General features: G+C 72.3%; 16 protein-coding genes. 7 read left to right on the forward strand and 9 right to left on the reverse strand.

Annotated features, from left to right (window positions below; translation table 11 throughout):
- Nucleotides 1-155: 155 nt before the first annotated feature.
- Nucleotides 156-1,589 carry a cytosine permease gene (locus ACIRQF_RS17700; protein ID WP_376636655.1) on the forward strand — a complete coding sequence of 478 codons (1,434 nt, stop codon included), beginning with the start codon at nucleotides 156-158 and terminating at the stop codon, nucleotides 1,587-1,589.
- Nucleotides 1,590-1,607: 18 nt separating this feature from the next.
- Here ACIRQF_RS17700 and ACIRQF_RS17705 read toward each other — a convergent pair whose 3' ends face one another.
- Nucleotides 1,608-2,699, reverse strand: a complete 1,092-nt coding sequence (locus ACIRQF_RS17705; protein ID WP_376636656.1) for a branched-chain amino acid aminotransferase — start codon at nucleotides 2,697-2,699, stop codon at nucleotides 1,608-1,610.
- Between the two features lie 251 nt (nucleotides 2,700-2,950).
- A complete protein-coding gene (locus ACIRQF_RS17710) occupies nucleotides 2,951-3,991 on the reverse strand; it encodes a 3-isopropylmalate dehydrogenase (protein ID WP_382483188.1) in 1,041 nt (346 codons plus the stop codon).
- A 98-nt stretch (nucleotides 3,992-4,089) separates the two neighbouring features.
- Here ACIRQF_RS17710 and ACIRQF_RS17715 point away from each other — a divergent pair, with 98 nt between their 5' ends.
- Nucleotides 4,090-4,869, forward strand: a complete 780-nt coding sequence (locus ACIRQF_RS17715) for a class I SAM-dependent methyltransferase (RefSeq protein WP_404093126.1) — start codon at nucleotides 4,090-4,092, stop codon at nucleotides 4,867-4,869.
- A 245-nt stretch (nucleotides 4,870-5,114) separates the two neighbouring features.
- On the opposite strand, the gene ACIRQF_RS17720 is transcribed toward ACIRQF_RS17715, so the two are convergent.
- Nucleotides 5,115-5,246: a hypothetical protein gene (locus ACIRQF_RS17720; protein ID WP_376636659.1), complete on the reverse strand. Its 132-nt coding sequence runs from the start codon at nucleotides 5,244-5,246 to the stop codon at nucleotides 5,115-5,117.
- A 451-nt stretch (nucleotides 5,247-5,697) separates the two neighbouring features.
- Between ACIRQF_RS17720 and ACIRQF_RS17725 the strand changes: the two genes are divergently transcribed.
- Together ACIRQF_RS17725 and ACIRQF_RS17730 are read left to right on the forward strand one after the other, a co-directional pair.
- Nucleotides 5,698-6,039 (forward strand): PadR family transcriptional regulator, encoded by a 342-nt coding sequence (locus ACIRQF_RS17725; protein WP_404093129.1) that lies wholly within the window; start codon nucleotides 5,698-5,700, stop codon nucleotides 6,037-6,039.
- Complete coding sequence (locus tag ACIRQF_RS17730; protein WP_376636661.1) at nucleotides 6,036-6,773, forward strand: hypothetical protein; 738 nt, start codon at nucleotides 6,036-6,038, stop codon at nucleotides 6,771-6,773. The genes ACIRQF_RS17725 and ACIRQF_RS17730 overlap by 4 nt, the downstream gene beginning before the upstream one ends.
- 22 nt (nucleotides 6,774-6,795) lie before the next feature.
- Here the strand turns inward: ACIRQF_RS17730 and ACIRQF_RS17735 are convergent, their stop codons facing one another.
- Nucleotides 6,796-7,344: a GNAT family N-acetyltransferase gene (locus ACIRQF_RS17735; RefSeq protein WP_404093132.1), complete on the reverse strand. Its 549-nt coding sequence runs from the start codon at nucleotides 7,342-7,344 to the stop codon at nucleotides 6,796-6,798.
- Between the two features lie 112 nt (nucleotides 7,345-7,456).
- Between ACIRQF_RS17735 and ACIRQF_RS17740 the strand changes: the two genes are divergently transcribed.
- On the forward strand, nucleotides 7,457-8,344 hold the full coding sequence (locus ACIRQF_RS17740; protein ID WP_404093135.1) for an alpha/beta fold hydrolase: 888 nt from the start codon (nucleotides 7,457-7,459) through the stop codon (nucleotides 8,342-8,344).
- On the opposite strand, the gene ACIRQF_RS17745 is transcribed toward ACIRQF_RS17740, so the two are convergent.
- The 3 genes from ACIRQF_RS17745 to ACIRQF_RS17755 form a co-directional block, all read right to left on the reverse strand.
- The gene (locus tag ACIRQF_RS17745) at nucleotides 8,334-8,570 is read right to left on the reverse strand and encodes a hypothetical protein (RefSeq protein WP_382483193.1); all 237 of its coding nucleotides are present in this window, start codon (nucleotides 8,568-8,570) and stop codon (nucleotides 8,334-8,336) included. The genes ACIRQF_RS17740 and ACIRQF_RS17745 overlap by 11 nt on opposite strands.
- 149 nt (nucleotides 8,571-8,719) lie before the next feature.
- Entirely contained in the window at nucleotides 8,720-10,351 is a 1,632-nt protein-coding gene (gene pruA, locus ACIRQF_RS17750; RefSeq protein ID WP_376636665.1) for an L-glutamate gamma-semialdehyde dehydrogenase, read from the reverse strand.
- Nucleotides 10,352-10,382: 31 nt separating this feature from the next.
- Nucleotides 10,383-11,309 carry a proline dehydrogenase family protein gene (locus ACIRQF_RS17755; protein WP_376636666.1) on the reverse strand — a complete coding sequence of 309 codons (927 nt, stop codon included), beginning with the start codon at nucleotides 11,307-11,309 and terminating at the stop codon, nucleotides 10,383-10,385.
- A 195-nt stretch (nucleotides 11,310-11,504) separates the two neighbouring features.
- Between ACIRQF_RS17755 and ACIRQF_RS17760 the strand changes: the two genes are divergently transcribed.
- Both ACIRQF_RS17760 and ACIRQF_RS17765 read left to right on the forward strand, forming a co-directional pair.
- Nucleotides 11,505-12,767, forward strand: a complete 1,263-nt coding sequence (locus tag ACIRQF_RS17760) for a PucR family transcriptional regulator (protein ID WP_404093139.1) — start codon at nucleotides 11,505-11,507, stop codon at nucleotides 12,765-12,767.
- 170 nt (nucleotides 12,768-12,937) lie between these two features.
- Nucleotides 12,938-13,930, forward strand: coding sequence for an NAD(P)-dependent alcohol dehydrogenase (locus ACIRQF_RS17765; RefSeq protein WP_404093142.1), 993 nt, complete (start codon nucleotides 12,938-12,940; stop codon nucleotides 13,928-13,930).
- On the opposite strand, the gene ACIRQF_RS17770 is transcribed toward ACIRQF_RS17765, so the two are convergent.
- Nucleotides 13,902-14,480: a TetR/AcrR family transcriptional regulator gene (locus ACIRQF_RS17770; protein WP_376636669.1), complete on the reverse strand. Its 579-nt coding sequence runs from the start codon at nucleotides 14,478-14,480 to the stop codon at nucleotides 13,902-13,904. The two genes, ACIRQF_RS17765 and ACIRQF_RS17770, sit on opposite strands and share 29 nt — an antisense overlap.
- A 101-nt stretch (nucleotides 14,481-14,581) precedes the next feature.
- Entirely contained in the window at nucleotides 14,582-16,171 is a 1,590-nt protein-coding gene (gene serA / locus ACIRQF_RS17775; RefSeq protein WP_376636670.1) for a phosphoglycerate dehydrogenase, read from the reverse strand.
- Between the last annotated feature and the right edge of the window lie 331 nt (nucleotides 16,172-16,502).

The following is a 16,502-nucleotide window of genomic DNA, read 5'->3' on the forward strand; positions in this document are numbered from 1 at the left end:
ACACCTCCTGTTTGAACGACACTCTAAATGTTCGCGCGTCATCTTCCAAGCATTGACGTGGCCGTCCGCGATGAGTCACATTGGCTGACATTGAGCAACGCTCTAAACCCCCCACCTTCCCGCCCGCCCCCATCCCCGTCCCCCAGGGAGTCCCCATGGCGATAGAACAGCGCGGAGTCGACACCATCCCCGAGGTCGAACGGACCAGCGGACCGCGCGACCTCGTCTCGATCCTGCTCGGCTCCAACCTCTGCCTCGGCGTGATCGTGTTCGGCTGGCTCCCGGTCTCCTTCGGACTCGGGCTGTGGGCCTCGGTGACCTCCGTCGTCACCGGCACCGTGGTCGGCGTGGCGGTCACCGCCCCGCTCGCGCTGGTCTCGCTGCGCACCGCCACCAATCTGTCCACCTCCTCCGGAGCCTTCTTCGGCGTACGCGGCCGGCTGGTGGGCTCGGTGGTCGGACTCCTGCTCTCCCTCGGCTACACCGCGCTGACCCTGTGGATCGGCGGCGACGTGATGGTGGGCACCCTGGAGCGGCTGGTCGGACTGCCCACCGGCGGAGCGGCGCACGCCGCCGTCTACGCGCTGCTCGCCGCCCTCACCGTGGTCGGCGCCGTCTACGGCTACCGACTGCTGCTCAAGCTGAGCCAGGCCCTCGCGGTCGGGATGACCGTGCTGCTCGCGATCGGACTCGTCGCGTACGCCGGGGACTTCACCGCCGCCCCGGTGCCCGACACCCCGTACCTGCTCGGCTCGTTCTGGCCGACCTGGCTGCTCTCCGCGGTCGCCGCCGGACTCAGCGGCCCGGTCGCCTTCATCACCCTGCTCGGCGACTACACGCGCTACATCTCGCCCGAGCGGCACAGCCCGCGGAAGGTCTGGCGGGCCACCTGTCTCGGCCTGCTGGTGGGCCTGCTGGTCCCGCAGCTCTTCGGTACGGTCACGGCCCTCGCGGCCCGCGGCGGCGCCGAGTACGCCGGCCCGCTCGTCGCGGCCTCGCCCGCCTGGTACCTGGTGCCGCTGCTGCTCGCCGCGACCGCGGGCTCGGTCGGCAACGCCGGTCTGATGCTCTACTCGATGGGCCTCGACCTCGACGCCATCCTGCCCAGGGCGACCCGCGCCCGAGCCACCCTGGTCGTGGCCGCGGTGGCCACCGCCTTCGTCTTCCTCGGCCACTTCGCCTCGGACGCGCAGACCGCCATGACCTCGTTCGTGCTGCTGCTCACCGCGATCGGCACGCCGTGGGCGGTCATCACCCTGATCGGGCACCGGCGCTGTCGCGGCGTGTACGACGCGGAGGCACTCCAGGTCTACAACCGGCGCTCGCGCGGCGGCGTCTACTGGTTCTCGGCCGGCTGGCAGCCGCGCGCCACCGCCTCCTGGGCGATCGGCGCGGCCGTCGGCCTGGCCGGCGTGTCCACCCCGCTCTACGAGGGTCCGCTGCTCGCTCTGACCGGGGGGATCGACTGCAGCTTCGTGCTGTCCGGGATCGTCGGCGGCGCACTGTACGCGGTCCTGACGCCGGCCCGGAAGACGGAGACGCCCGGGACGGTGACCGTCCCGGGCGCCCTGGTGGACTCGGAGGCGTAACCTCGCGGGCCCGGGGTCCTACTTGCCCAGCTCGTGCATCCAGCCGTGGACGTCCTCGGCCTTCCCGGTCTGGATGGCGAGCAGGGCCTCGCGCAGCTTCATGGTGACCTCGCCGGGCTCGCCGCCCGACTGCTGCCACTCGCCGCGGGCGGACTTGACCGTGCCGACGGGGGTGATGACGGCGGCCGTGCCGCAGGCGAAGACCTCGGTGAGGGTGCCGTTCGCCGTGTCGGCCTGCCACTGGTCGATGGAGACCCGGGCCTCCTCGGACGCGTAACCGAGGTCCCTGGCGACCTGGAGGAGGGAGTCGCGCGTGATGCCCTCCAGGATGGAGCCGCTCAGCCGGGGGGTGACGATCTTGTCCCCGTACACGAAGTACAGGTTCATGCCGCCGAGTTCCTCGACCCACTTGTGCTCGACCGCATCGAGGTAGCAGACCTGGTCGCAGCCCTTCTCCGCCGCCTCGGCCTGCGCGAGCAGGGAGGCCGCGTAGTTGCCGCCGGTCTTGGCGTCGCCCATGCCGCCGGGGACGGCGCGGACGCGGTCCTCGGAGGCCCAGATGGAGACGGGCTTGACGCCGCCCGGGAAGTACGGGCCGGCCGGGGACGCGATGACGACGAACAGGTACTCGTTGGCCGGGCGGACGCCGAGGCCGACCTCGGTCGCGATCATGAACGGACGCAGGTAGAGCGAGGCCTCGCCGCCGTGCTCCGGGACCCACGCCTCGTCCTGCCGGACCAGCACGTCACAGGCCTCGACGAAGGTCTCGACCGGCAGCTCGGGCATGCCGAGCCGGTGCGCGGAGCGCTGGAAGCGGCGGGCGTTGGCGTCGGGGCGGAAGCTGGCGACGGAGCCGTCGGGGCGGCGGTAGGCCTTCAGGCCCTCGAAGATCTCCTGGGCGTAGTGCAGGACGTTCGTCGCCGGGTCGAGGGAGAGCGGGCCGTACGGCACGAGCTGGCCGTCGTGCCAGCCGCGGCCCTCCGTCCAGCGGATGGTGACCATGTGGTCGGTGAAGTGGCGGCCGAATCCCGGGTTGTCCAGGATCGCCTCGCGCTCCGCGTCGGACAGCGGGCTGGAGGAGGGCTTGAGCTCGATGGTGGGCGTCGTCATGAGTGCTTGTCCTTCACCGGTTGTGTGTGTCGGACCGCGCTCACGCCGCTCCGCAGTCACGCAGTACTGCTAGGACGTCCGAGCTTTCCCGCATGCCGCGGCCCCACGTTCGATTATCGCCCGTGGGGGCCGGTGTACGGAAACGGTGTGTACGCGGTCCAAGGATTCGATGGTGGCACCCGGCGACCGCATAGGTACAGCCGCCGGGTGCGGAGTGCGACCCGGCGGCTGGGTGGGATGTCAGCGGCGGGTCAGCTCGCTACGCGTACCGCGAGCGCGTCGCCGATCTCGTCCGTCGTGCGGACGCTGTCACCACGCTCGGTGAGGTCGGCGGCGACGGCCGCCTCGATCCGGGCGGCCTCGGCCTCGTAGCCGAGGTGACGCAGGAGGAGGGCGACGGAGAGCACGGTGGCCGTCGGGTCGGCCTTGCCCTGGCCCGCGATGTCCGGCGCGGAGCCGTGGACCGGCTCGAACATGGACGGGAACGCGCCGCTCGGGTTGATGTTGCCCGAGGCGGCGACGCCGATGCCGCCGGAGACGGCCGCGGCGAGGTCGGTGATGATGTCGCCGAAGAGGTTGTCGGTGACGATCACGTCGAAGCGGGCCGGGTCGGTGACGAGGAAGATCGTCGCGGCGTCGACGTGCAGGTAGTCGGTCGTGACCTCGGGGAACTCGGCCGCGACCTTGGTGAAGATGTTCGTCCAGAGGTGGCCCGCGAAGGTCAGGACGTTGTTCTTGTGGACCAGCGTCAGCTTCTTGCGGGGGCGCGCCTGGGCGCGGGCGAAGGCGTCCCGGACCACGCGCTCGACACCGAAGGCCGTGTTGACCGAGACCTCGGTGGCGACCTCGTGCTCGGTGCCCTTGCGGATGGTGCCGCCGTTGCCCGTGTACGGGCCCTCGGTGCCCTCGCGGACGACGACGAAGTCGATCTCCGGCTGGCCGGCGAGCGGGGTCGCGACGCCGGGGAGCAGCTTGGAGGGACGCAGGTTGACGTGGTGGTCGAAGGCGAAGCGCAGCTTCAGGAGGAAGCCCCGCTCCAGGACGCCGGACGGGACCGACGGGTCGCCGATCGCACCGAGCAGGATCGCGTCGTGCCCCTTGAGGGCGTCGAGGTCGGCGTCGGTGAGGGTCTCGCCCGTGGCGTGGTAGCGCTTGGCGCCGAAGTCGTACTCCTTCGTCTCCAGCTTCACATCCTGGGGAAGCACGGCCGCGAGGACCTTGAGGCCCTGGGCCACGACCTCCTGGCCGATGCCGTCGCCGGGGATGACTGCGAGATCGATGCTGTGAGACATGCCGGCACCCTACTCTTCGTCCCATCGTCTGACACGTCATGTCCAGGATGCGGACGATCCTCCTGCTCGCGGGGAGGCGCGCCGTCGATGATGGAGCCATGACGCACGCCTTCGGAGACAGCGGGACGTTCGAGGAACTCGTGGCGGAGGCCTCCCGGGCGCCCGTGGACGGCTGGGACTTCTCCTGGCTGGACGGACGGGCGACGGAGGAGCGCCCGTCCTGGGGGTACCAGCGCCTGGTGGGCGAACGGCTCGCCACGGCCACGGCCTCCCTGGACATCCAGACCGGGGGCGGCGAGGTGCTCGCGAGCGTGCCGGTGCTGCCGCCGACGGCGGCGGCCACCGAGTCCTGGCCGCCGAACCTCGCACGGGCCACGGAGCTGCTGCACCCGCGCGGGGTCGTGGTGGTGGCCGACCCGGACGAGCCGCCGCTGCCGTTCGGCGACGCGGCCTTCGACCTGGTGACCAGCCGGCACCCGGCGACCGTGTGGTGGGACGAGATCGCCCGGGTGCTGCGCCCCGGTGGCACCTACCTCGCCCAGCACGTGGGGCCGGCCAGCGTGTGGGAGCTCGTCGAGTACTTCCTGGGACCGCAGCCGGAGGCGGCCCGGCTGCGGCATCCCGACGACGAGAGCGCGGCGGCACGCGCCGCCGGCCTCGACGTCGTCGACGTCCGGACGGAGCGGCTGCGGATGGAGTTCCACGACGTGGGGGCCGTGATCTGGTTCCTGCGCAAGGTGATCTGGATCGTGCCCGGCTTCACGGTGGAGGACCGGCTGCCGCGGCTGCGCGAACTGGACGCGCGGATCCGCGAACGGGGCCCGTTCGTGGCGCACGCGGCGCGCACCCTGATCGAGGCCCGCCGACCGGGGCACTGAGGTGGAGCGGCGGCCCGGACGGAGTCCGGGGCGGTACGGGAAGCCCGGGGCGGCGACGAGGGAGACCGGCGCTTCGGCGTGGTCCGGCGCGCTGCCGGGGCCAGGGGCTCTGACGCGGGCCGGAGACGAGGTACCGACCTCTGGCGAGGTGCGGCACCGCGACGGAGTCCGCGGGGGCGCGGAGACCCGCGGACGCCTGGGCGCGGTCCGGCCCCGATCGGCCGGACGCGCGGCCCCAGGACCGGTCAGTGACCGGTGGCGCCGCCGTTGTCGCGGCGGTCGAGGGCGCGCTGGAGGGCGGCGGCGGCGTTCTTGCGGGCGTCGTCGCTGGAGTGGCTGGCGGAGTGGCGGACGCGGCGGGCGGTCTGAGCGGCCATGAGGGATCGACTCCTTGAGATCAGTGGTGATCCGGATGTGCGGAGATCAGTGATGATCGAAGGCGCCGGAAGGGGCGGGGAGCGCCGCCGCAGGGGTTGCCTGCCTAGGGGCATCGCGCTCGCGTCCGCCTGCGCTCGATGGAGCGGGACGTTCGGCTTCTACAAAGCTAGGGCAGGTGACCGCATCTGTCTCCACAATTACTCGGACTTCCTACTATCTGAGACGGCGATCACCCCGCCAGGCCGCGCAGTTCGCGGACCAGCGCCCACGCGGCGAGGGATTTCGCCTGCCCAGGGGCCGTCCAGTGGGCCGCCCAGGGGGGCCTGCCCAGAGGGGTGACACGGTGCGACCGAGCGGTTCGGGCGGCCAACCGAGGACAGCTGATGAGCGCTCGACCACCGACTGCCTACCTAGATTGCATTCCTACCTAGGTAGTGATGGAATGCCGCCATGGCCGCAGACCGTCGCTCCAGCTGGCTCAAGGGAGTCCTCGACCTGCTCGTCCTCTCCTGCCTGACCGACGGCGAGAGTTACGGGTACGAGATCGCCAAGTCGCTCGCCGAGGCGGGCCTGGGCGAGATCAAGGGCGGGACGCTCTATCCCGTCCTGAACCGCCTGGAGGAGGCGGGACTGGTCGAGGCCGAGTTCCGGGCCGCCGAGCGCGGCCCCGGGCGGCGCTACTACCGGCTCACCGAGCCCGGCCGGACGCACCTCGCGGCCGAGAGCGAGGCCTGGACGGAGTTCCACCGGGCCGTACGAGGCAAGCTGCACGCAGGGGGAAGCACCACATGACCGCGTACTTCGACGAACTGACCGCCGCCCTGCGCACCGCGGGCGTGCCCGAGGAGCAGATCGCCGCGACCGTCGCCGACCTGCGCGGGCACGTGGCGGAGACCGGGACCGCCCCGGAGGAGGAGTTCGGCCCGGCCGCGCGCTTCGCGGCCTCGCTCGGCGGGCTCGCGCCCGAGCCGGAGGAGCCGGGCGCGGTGGCCGAGCACTGGACCTGGACTGCGGACCTCTTCAACGACCGCCGGATGCTCGCGGTCCACGGCGACCAGGGCTGGGAGGTCGAGTCGCTGGACCCGCTCGGCCGGTTCGTGTGCCGGCGGGCGCCGGGGGCGGCGCTGCGCTGGGAGTACCGCCGCGAGGTGATCACCGGCCGGCGGCGCGCCCGGGTGCTCGGCGAGCTCTCGCCCGAGGGCTGGGAGCTGTGCGGGGAATGGCTGGTGTACGGCTACTTCAAGCGCCCCCGGGCGGCGACCGCGGGCCCGGCGGGAGCGCTGGACACGCTGCCCGAGACGCCCCGCCGGTGGCTGTTCCTGAGCCGCCGGGGCAAGCTCGTGCTCGCGGTGTGGGCGGCGCTGGTGCTCGTGTCGACGGGGGCCTTCTTCATCGGGGCCCTGGGGATGCCCGGGCTCGCGCTCACGCTGGGCCTGGGCTCGATGGCGTCGGGTCTCTACACCGCGCACCTGGAGTCGGCGAGGCCGCGGAGCACGGCGGTGCCCCGCACCGGCCCGACCCCCTGACACGGAGCCGGCCGCGACACGGTCACAGCACGTCGCCGTCCCGCCAGTCGAAGACGAGCGGGTCGGCGGGGCCCGGCAGCGGGCGCCCCGCGGCCGGCCGGAGGTAGGTGGAGTCCTCCTCGTCGGGGAGGCGGACGATCCCGTCGGGGCTCAGCGCCTCGATCCGTCCACGCCAGAGGCTCCAGCCGCGCGCCCGGTAGAGGGCGGCGCCGGCGTCGGAGGCGGACAGGGCCCCGAAGGCGTACGCACCATCGACAGCGCGTTCCAGCTCGGCCATGACGAGGCCGCCGAGGCCCTGCCGCCGCAGCTCGGACCGGACGCCGACGGCCTCCACGTAGCCGACGCGGTACGAGCGGCCCCGGTGCAGGACGCGTCGCATGACGAGGCTGCCGTGGGCCGCGATCCCGGTCCCGTCCTCGATCCAGGCGTGCAGGCCGCCGAGGCCGTGGTCCCAGTCCTCGTCGGCGAAGTCACCGTCGAAGGCGGCGTCGAGCATCGCACGCACGGCGCGGAGCCGTGCGGGGCCGACCTCGTGGGTGGGTGCGGTCCGCACCCGGACGTCTCCGGTCACCCCTCCAGTCTCCCCGCCCCTCCATCTAACCTTCAAAAGGTTATTGACAGGTTAGATGGGACGGGATTGACTCTCCTTGCAACCAGTCATCGAGCAATGAGGGGTTAGAGAGATGTCCGTGCTGCCGATCCACCACCGCACCGTCACCGTCCGCGGCCACGAGATCTTCTACCGGGAGGCGGGCCCCGCCGACGCCCCCGTCCTGCTCCTCCTGCACGGCTTCCCGACCAGCTCGCGCATGTTCCGCGACCTCATCCCCCGGCTCGCCGACCGCTACCGGCTGATCGCCCCCGACCACCTGGGCTTCGGCCGCAGCGCCGCCCCGGACGCCGGCGACTTCTCGTACACCTTCGCCGAACTGGCCGCGCTGACCTCGGAGTTCACCGAGGCGCTCGGCCTCGACCGGTTCGCGGTCTACATCCAGGACTACGGCGCCCCGATCGGCCTGCGCCTCGCCCTCGCCCACCCGGACCGGATCACCGCGATCATCTCCCAGAACGGCAACGCGTACCTGGACGGGCTCGGCGCCGACGCCTGGGCCCCCGTCCTCGCCCTGATCGCCGAGCGCACGCCGGAGACCGAGGCCCCGGTCCGCGGCATCCGCTCGCTCGACGGCATCCGGTGGCAGTACGAGACGGGCGTGCCGGCGGAGTACCGCGACCTCCTCGACCCCGACGCCTGGGAGCGCGACGCGGCCCTGATGGCCCGGGAGGGCCAGGACGAGATCCAGCTCGGCCTGATCGCCGACTACGCGTCCAACTTCGCCCTCTACCCCGCCTTCCAGGAGTACTTCCGCACGAACCGGGTGCCGCTCCTCGCCGTCTGGGGCGAGGGCGACCAGGTCTTCGTCCCGGCCGGCGCCGAGGCCTTCCGCCGCGACCTTCCGGACGCCGAGGTGCACCTCCTGCCGACCGGGCACTTCGCCCTGGAGACCCACGCCCCGCAGGTCGCCTCGCTGATCGACGACTTCCTGGCGCGGCGGGTGCCGGTCAGGCCGTAGCCCGCTCCAGCTCCCGGGCCACCCGCTCCACCCAGGCGGTGAACTCCATGCGCGAGTGCGGATCGCCCTCGCACAGGGCGGTGACCTGCGCGTGCGTGATCCGCTCCGGTCCCGTGGTGGTGAGCAGCGCGTGCAGCTCCCGCATCATCCGTGCCATCCGCTGCGCTTCGGGATGGTCGATCGCGTCGACCCCGTGTCCGGGGCCGAGGGTCGTCGAACCAGGCATGCCGTTCCTCCTCGCAGAGCCGGCCCCCTTACCGGCAGCCTAAGCCCGCCCCGGGGGAACCGCCCCCGAATGGAAACCGCCCCCGACCTCGGTTGGGGGACCGAGGAAGGGGGCGGTGTTCAGGGGCCGCCGGAGAGCGGCGGGGGGCGTCAGCCCATGTGCGGGTAGCCGTACTCGGTCGGCGGGACCAGCGTCTCCTTGATGGCGCGGGTCAGCGTCCAGCGCATCAGGTTCTGCGGGGCGCCGGCCTTGTCGTTGGTGCCGGAGGCACGGCCACCGCCGAAGGGCTGCTGGCCGACGACGGCACCGGTCGACTTGTCGTTGATGTAGAAGTTGCCGGCCGCGAAGCGCAGCTTCTCCATGGTGTACGCGGCGGCGGCGCGGTCGTTGGAGATGACCGAACCGGTGAGCGCGTAGTCCGAGACCGACTCCATCTGGGCCAGCATCTCGTCGTACTTCGCGTCGTCGTAGACGTGCACGGCGAGGATCGGGCCGAAGTACTCGGTCGTGAAGACCTCGTTCTCCGGGTCGGTGCACTCGATCACCGTCGGGCGGACGAAGTAGCCCTCGGAGTCGTCGTAGGTGCCGCCGGCGACGATCGTGCAGCTGGCGTCGGCCTTCGCGCGGTCGATGGCGGCCTTGTTCTTGGCGAAGGAGCGGTCGTCGATGACGGCGCCGATGAAGTTCGACAGGTCCGTGACGTCACCCATCTTGATGCCGTCGACCTCGGCCGCGAACTCCTCCTTGAAGCCGTCGTTCCAGATGGAGGCCGGGATGTACGCACGCGAGGACGCGGAGCACTTCTGGCCCTGGAACTCGAAGGAGCCGCGGGTCAGCGCGGTCTTCAGGATCGCGCGGTCGGCGCTCGGGTGCGCGACGACGAAGTCCTTGCCGCCGGTCTCGCCGACGATCCGCGGGTAGGAGCGGTACGTCTCGATGTTGTTGCCGACGGTCTTCCACAGGTGCTGGAAGGTCTTGGTCGAGCCGGTGAAGTGGATACCGGCCAGGTCGCGGTGGTTCAGGGCCACCTCGGAGACCGCGATGCCGTCGCCGGTCACCAGGTTGATGACGCCCTTCGGCAGACCGGCCTCCTCCAGGAGCTCCATGAGGAGGACGGCGGAGTGGGTCTGGGTCGGGGACGGCTTCCAGACCACCACGTTGCCCATGAGGGCGGGGGCGGTGGGCAGGTTGCCCGCGATGGCCGTGAAGTTGAAGGGCGTGATCGCGTAGACGAAGCCCTCCAGCGGGCGGTGGTCCAGACGGTTCCACACGCCCGGGGAGTTCGCCGGCGGCTGCTCGGCGAGGATCTGGCGCGCGTAGGCCACGTTGAAGCGCCAGAAGTCGACGAGCTCGCACGGGGTGTCGATCTCGGCCTGCTGGGCGGTCTTCGACTGGCCGAGCATGGTGGAGGCGGCCAGCGTCTCGCGCCACGGGCCGGCGAGCAGCTCGGCGGCGCGCAGGATGATCGCCGCGCGGTCGTCGAAGGACATCGCGCGCCAGGCCGGGGCGGCGGCCAGGGCGGCGTCGATGGCGTCCTGGGCGTCCTGCTGGGTGGCGCCGGCGAAGGTGCCGATGACGGCCTTGTGGTTGTGCGGCTGCACGACGTCGACGCGCTCGCCGCCGCCCATGCGCTTCACGCCGCCGATGGTCATCGGCAGCTCGCGCGGGTTGTCGGCCAGCTCCTTGAGCTTGACCTCCAGGCGGGCGCGCTCGGGGGAACCCGGGGCGTAGCCGTGCACCGGCTCGTTGACGGGAGTGGGGACCTGGGTCACAGCGTCCATGAGTCTCTTAACTCCTTCGGAGGGGTGGGGCTCAGCCCTTGGTGAGGATGGAGCGGACGAAGAAGAGCAGGTTGGCCGGCTTCTCCGCGAGGCGCCGCATGAAGTAGCCGTACCAGTCGGTGCCGTACGCGGTGTAGACGCGCATCCGGTGGCCCTCCGCCGCGAGCCGGTTCTGCTCCTCGGTACGGATGCCGTACAGCATCTGGAACTCGTACTCGTCCAGCTTGCGCCCGGCGCGGCGGGCGAGCTCCTGGCCGACGGAGATGAGCCGGGGGTCGTGGGACCCGATCATCGGGTAGCCCTCGCCCTCCATCAGGATCTTCATGATCCGGACGTAGGCCTTGTCGATCTCGGGCTTGTCCTGGATGGCGACCGAGGCGGGCTCCTTGTAGGCGCCCTTCACGATGCGCACGCGCGAGCCCTCGGCGGCGAGGCGGCGGGCGTCGTCCTCGGTGCGGAAGAGGTAGGCCTGGATGACGCAGCCGGTCTGCGGGAAGTCCTTCCGCAGCTCCTGGTGGATGGCGAACATCGAGTCGAGGGTGGTGTGGTCCTCGGCGTCCAGGGTGACGGTCGTGCCGATCTCGGCGGCGGCCGCGACGACCGGGCGGACGTTCGCGAGGGCCAGCTCGTGGCCGTTCTCCAGCGACTGGCCGAACATCGACAGCTTCACGGACATCTCGGCGCGGGCGCCCAGGCCCAGCTCCTTGAGGCGGCCGATGAGCTCCAGGTAGGCGTCACGGGCGGCGTAGGACTGCTCGACGGTGGTGATGTCCTCACCGACCACGTCGAGGGTGACCTCCAGGCCGCGGGCCGCCAGCTCCTGGACGATCGGGACGACGTCGTTCACCGTCTCGCCGGCGATGAAGCGAGCCACGACCTGCTTGGTCCCGGGGGCGGCCGACACGAAACGGCGCATCTTGTCGCTGCGCGACGCGGCGAGGATCACGGGACCCAGCACGGGGCACCTCCAGAGGGCAGGGTGACGAAAGGTGCCGTACCCGAATGTACGTAACCAAACGGGAACAGCACGAAGAACCACCGTGAAACCTAAGGATCGCTCCGATCGTCCGCCATCTACAGCTGTCACGCATCCGTGGCTCCGCTCTCAGACATCTGTCTGAAGGAAGCGCCGGGCGGTGCGAGAATGGGCGCCGTGAAGGGCGATTACCAGGACCTGGTGGACGAGATCTCGGCGCTGCTCGGCGCCCCGGCGACCCTGGAGAACCGCGACTTCGGCCTGATCGCCTTCGGCGCCCACGACAGCGACGACGACAGCGCCATGGACCCGGTCCGCACCCGGTCGATCCTCACCAGGAAGTCCACCCCGGCGGTCCGCGCCTGGTTCGAGGGCTTCGGCATCACCCGGGCGACCGGCCCCGTCCGCATCCCGGCCGCCCCGGACGCGGGGGTCTTCCGTGACCGGATCTGCCTGCCCGTACGCCATCGGGGCGTCGTCCTCGGCTACGTGTGGCTGCTCGACGCCGAGCCGGGCCCCTCGCACGCGCAGCTGACCGCCGCCATGGAGGTCGCCGCCCGGATCGGCGACCTCCTCGCCGACGAGGAACGCGCCGGGGCGGACCTCTCCCGGGAGCTGCGCGCCACCCTGACGGTGGAACGCGGCTGGCAGTACGACATGGCCGTGGCCGCCCTCCGCACCGCCCTCGGCCCCGACGCCGACGGCCTCCACACCGTGGTCTGCCTCGCGCCCTGGCCGGACGAGGACTCCCCGTCCCCGCGTACGGTGCCGGGCACCGCGGCCCTCTGCACGCTGCCGTGGAGCCGTCCCGGGGCCGCGGTGGCGGGAGCGGGTGCGTACGGGGCCGGCGGGACGGGCGCGTCAGGTGCGGGACCGGCGGGCGGCGCGGGCGCGGCGGCGCCCGGCGGCGGCCCGGGGCCCGGCGAGGGCGGTGCGCCGCGGGCGCTCGCCGCGCTCGTACGGCTGCGGTCGGCCGACAACCTCTCCCCCGCCGGCACCGCGGCCGGCCGGCTGCGCGGCACGGCGGGACCCGCGGCGGTGGCCGGGATCGCGGCGCCGCGCCGCGGGCTGGCCGATCTGGACGTGTCCTGGCGCGAGGCCGTCTCGGCGGCCCGGGCCGCGACCGCCCAGCCGCACCTCGGTCCGCTCGCCGAGTGGGCGGCCCTCGGCCCGTACCGCATGCTCACCGCGCTCCCGCCGGCCGAACCCGACCCGGCGGTCCGCACCCTGCTGGCCCCCGCGCACGCCGAACTGGCCCGTACGGCCGAGGTGTTCCTGGACCACGCGGGCCAGGCGGGCCGCACGGCGACGGCGCTCGGCATCCACCGCCAGACCCTGTACTACCGGCTCTCCCGCGTCGAGCAGCTCACCGGGCTGGACCTGGACGCGGGCGAGGACCGCCTGCTGCTGCACATGGCCCTGAAGGCGGCGAAGCTGTGACCACCCCGGGCGCCCGGGGCCGGAAGGGCCCTCGCCCCTAGGAAGCGCTCGGGGATTTTCCGGGGTGTTCCCCGATGTCCCACGGCCCGTCAGGACGCCTACCGTCGGGAGGAGTCGGGTCCCGGAGGAGTCGGGTCCCGGAGGAGTCGGGTCCCGGAGGGAGCGGTGCGATGAAGGCATGGGTGCAGGACCGGTACGGATCGGCGGACGCGCTGGAGTTCCGGGAAGTCGACACGCCGGTGCCCCGGGAGCACGAGGTGCTCGTGCGGGTGCGCGCGGCCTCGGTCAACGCGCGGGACTGGCATCTGATGCGGGGCGACCCGTACGTGGCGCGGCCGGCGCTGGGGCTGCGGCGGCCCAGGGAGCGGATCAGGGGGTCGGACTTCGCCGGCGTCGTGACGGCGGTGGGCGGGCGCGTGAGCCGCTTCCGGCCCGGCGACGAGGTGTTCGGGGAGTCCGGCGGCGCCTTCGCCGAGTACGTGTGCGCGGCGCAGGACGTCGTGGAGCGAAGACCCGCGGGACTCGGCTTCGAGGAGGCGGCGGCGATCCCGCTGGCCGGCAACACCGCGCTCATGGGGCTGCGCGACCTGGGCCGGCTGCGGAACGGCGACAAGGTCCTGGTCAACGGCGCGTCGGGGGGCGTGGGCACGTTCGCCGTGCAGATCGCGAAGGCGTACGGCGCCGAGGTGACCGGGGTGTGCAGCACGCGGAACGTGGAGCTGGTACGCGGACTCGGCGCGGACCGCGTCCTCGACTACACGCGGGAGGACTTCACGAAGGGGCCGGAGCGCTACGACCTGCTGCTCGACCTCGTGGGCAACCGCTCCCTGGCCGCGTACCGGCGGGTGCTCGCCCCCGGGGGGAGGCTGGTCCTGTCCGGCGGAGGCGTCTTCGAGGGCGGCAGCCTGATCGGTCCCATGGGGCTGATCGTCCAGGGGCAGCTGGCGTCGCTGTTCGCCGGCGGGCGCATCCGGGTGCTCACGGCGGAGGCGCGCCGGGAGAACCTGGCGACGCTGCGGGAGCTCGCCGAGACGGGCGCGATCGTCCCGGTCGTCGAGCGGACCTATCCGCTGGCCGAGGCGGACCGGGCCCTGCGGTACGTCGAGGGCGAGCACCCGCGCGCGAAGGTGGTGCTCAGCTGTCCTCCCCCATCAGGACCTTGAGCCCGGCCGTGAGGTCGTCCGCGGTGGGGGCGGTCTCCGGGTCGACCAGCCACTGGATCATCACCCCGGCCGCGAGGGCCTGGCAGAGCAGTCCGGCCACCCTGGCCTTCTCGGGCTCCTTCTCCGGGTCGATGCCGAGGAAGCCCTGGGCCATGCCGAGACGCCCCTCGCGCTGGGGCTCCTTGATGGCCTCGCGCAGCTTCTCGTCGTCGTCGATGCGGGTGACGATCTCCGTCTGGAGCTTCCACACGGGGCCGGCGGCCTCGGCTCCGGCGATGACCTGCTCCCAGACGCCGCGGAAGCGCTCGTACGGGTCGGCCGGCACGCTCCGGTCGCCCTCCTCGTCCGCGGCGAAGGCGGCCTCGCCCCACTCCTCGGTGAGGGCGAGGAAGGCCTGCTGGAGCAGGGCGTCCTTGGAGCCGTAGTGGTAGCCGATCGAGGCCAGGTTGGTCCCGGAGGCGGCGACCACGTCACGGGCGGTCGTGCGGGCGTAGCCCTTCTCCAGCAGGCAGCGCTTGGCGCCTTCGAGCAGATCTTCCTTGTGTCCCATGGACAGCACTGTACCCGCCCCATAGACGCTTGTCTAAGACGTGCGTCTAGGGGGCGGGTACGGAAGCGGACGGGCGGCCCGACCGGGCCGGCCCGACGCGATCAGACCAGGTTGACCGAGCGCGCCGAGGTCGCGCCGATCTCCTCCGCGATCTCGGAGAGCACGTTCGCCGGGACCGTGTCGTCGACGGTGAGCACGACGAGCGCCTCGCCGCCCTCCTCCGTACGGGAGACCTGCATGCCCGCGATGTTCAGACCGGCCTCGCCGAGGATCCGGCCGACCGTGCCGACGACGCCGGGGCGGTCCTCGTAGCGCAGCACGACCATGTGGTCGGCGAGCGCCAGGTCCACGTCGTAGTCGCCGACCGCGACGATCTTCTGCAGGTGCTTCGGGCCCGCCAGCGTGCCGGAGACCGAGACCTCCTGGCCGCTGGAGAGCGTGCCGCGCACGGTGACCATGTTGCGGTGGTCGGGCGACTCGGAGCTCGTGGTCAGACGCACCTCGACACCGCGCTCCTGCGCGAACAGCGGGGCGTTGACGTAGGACACGGTCTCGTCGACGACGTCCTCGAACACGCCCTTCAGCGCGGAGAGTTCGAGCACCTTCACGTCGTGCTGGGTGATCTCGCCGTACACCTCGACGTCGAGCCGGGCCGCGACCTCGCCCGCCAGCGCCGTGAAGATCCGGCCGAGCTTCTCGGCCAGCGGCAGACCGGGCTTCACGTCCTCGGCGATGACGCCGCCCTGGACGTTGACCGCGTCCGGGACCAGCTCGCCGGCGAGCGCCAGGCGCACCGAACGGGCCACCGCGATGCCGGCCTTCTCCTGGGCCTCGTCCGTGGAGGCGCCCAGGTGCGGGGTGCAGACGACCTCGTCGAGCTCGAACAGCGGGGAGTCCGTGCAGGGCTCCTTCGCGTACACGTCGAGGCCCGCGCCGGCGACCCGGCCCTCCTTCAGCGCCGAGTACAGCGCCGCCTCGTCCACGATCCCGCCGCGCGCGGCGTTGACGATCCGGACCGAGGGCTTGACCTTGTGCAGCGCCTCGTCCCCGATGAGACCCAGGGTCTCCGGGGTCTTGGGCAGGTGGACGGTGATGAAGTCGGCGACCTCCAGGAGCTCGTCCAGGGCCAGCAGCTTCACCCCCATCTGGGCGGCGCGGGCGGGCTGCACGTAGGGGTCGTAGGCGACGATCTTCATACCGAAGGCCGACATGCGCTGGGCGACGAGGACGCCGATGCGGCCGAGGCCGACGACACCGAGGGTCTTCTCGCTGAGCTCGACGCCCGTGTACTTCGAGCGCTTCCACTCGCCGTTCTTCAGCGCGGTGTTGGCCTGCGGGATGTTGCGCGCGGTGGCGACGAGCAGACCGCACGCGAGCTCGGCGGCGGTGACGATGTTGGAGGTCGGGGCGTTCACGACCATCACGCCGGCCTTGGTGGCGGCGGAGACGTCCACGTTGTCGAGGCCGACACCGGCGCGGGCGACGACCCGCAGCTTCTTGGCGGCGGCGATGGCCTCCGCGTCGACCTTGGTCGCGGAGCGGATCAGGATGGCGTCGACATCGGCGATCGCGGGGAGCAGCTCGGCGCGGTCGGCGCCGTTGCAGTGCCGGATCTCGAAGTCCGGTCCCAGCGCGTCGACGGTGGCGGGCGACAGCTCTTCAGCGATGAGTACGACAGGTTTCGAGCTCACGTGAGTCCTCACAAAGGCAGTGCGGACGGCCGTCCCGACGGCCGCAGCGGTGGAGGGGGCTTGCCGCGTGAAAGCGCACGACGCTGTGGGCCAGACGCGATGTTGTTGAGCAGTGTAGTGGTGCGTCGGCGCCGCTCGTACGCCTCGTTGGAAGGATCACCCGTCCGTGGTTGGACGGGGTGTCCAAGGAAGTGGCGGGGGGGGGGGGCGCCCCGGCCCCCCCCCCCCCCCCCCCCCCGCCCCCCCCCCGGGGGGGGGCCCCCCCCCCCCCCCCCCCCCCCGCTGCGGGGGGGGGGGGGGGGGGGGGGGGGGGGGGGGGGGGGGTTTAGAG

Source organism: Streptomyces sp. NPDC101191 (assembly GCF_044767915.1).
Taxonomy (GTDB): Bacteria; Actinomycetota; Actinomycetes; order Streptomycetales; family Streptomycetaceae; genus Streptomyces.

Bases quoted from the DNA above. Each gene is read 5' to 3' on its own strand.
- ACIRQF_RS17725 (WP_404093129.1), top strand. From the start codon at position 5,698: ATGGCCGCAGACCGTCGCTCCAGCTGGCTCAAGGGAGTCCTCGACCTG.
- ACIRQF_RS17715 (WP_404093126.1), top strand. From the start codon at position 4,090: ATGACGCACGCCTTCGGAGACAGCGGGACGTTCGAGGAACTCGTGGCG.
- ACIRQF_RS17740 (WP_404093135.1), top strand. From the start codon at position 7,457: ATGTCCGTGCTGCCGATCCACCACCGCACCGTCACCGTCCGCGGCCAC.
- ACIRQF_RS17720 (WP_376636659.1), bottom strand. From the start codon at position 5,246: ATGGCCGCTCAGACCGCCCGCCGCGTCCGCCACTCCGCCAGCCACTCC.
- ACIRQF_RS17745 (WP_382483193.1), bottom strand. From the start codon at position 8,570: ATGCCTGGTTCGACGACCCTCGGCCCCGGACACGGGGTCGACGCGATC.
- ACIRQF_RS17700 (WP_376636655.1), top strand. From the start codon at position 156: ATGGCGATAGAACAGCGCGGAGTCGACACCATCCCCGAGGTCGAACGG.
- ACIRQF_RS17730 (WP_376636661.1), top strand. From the start codon at position 6,036: ATGACCGCGTACTTCGACGAACTGACCGCCGCCCTGCGCACCGCGGGC.
- pruA (WP_376636665.1), bottom strand. From the start codon at position 10,351: ATGGACGCTGTGACCCAGGTCCCCACTCCCGTCAACGAGCCGGTGCAC.
- ACIRQF_RS17765 (WP_404093142.1), top strand. From the start codon at position 12,938: ATGAAGGCATGGGTGCAGGACCGGTACGGATCGGCGGACGCGCTGGAG.
- ACIRQF_RS17770 (WP_376636669.1), bottom strand. From the start codon at position 14,480: ATGGGACACAAGGAAGATCTGCTCGAAGGCGCCAAGCGCTGCCTGCTG.
- ACIRQF_RS17705 (WP_376636656.1), bottom strand. From the start codon at position 2,699: ATGACGACGCCCACCATCGAGCTCAAGCCCTCCTCCAGCCCGCTGTCC.
- ACIRQF_RS17710 (WP_382483188.1), bottom strand. From the start codon at position 3,991: ATGTCTCACAGCATCGATCTCGCAGTCATCCCCGGCGACGGCATCGGC.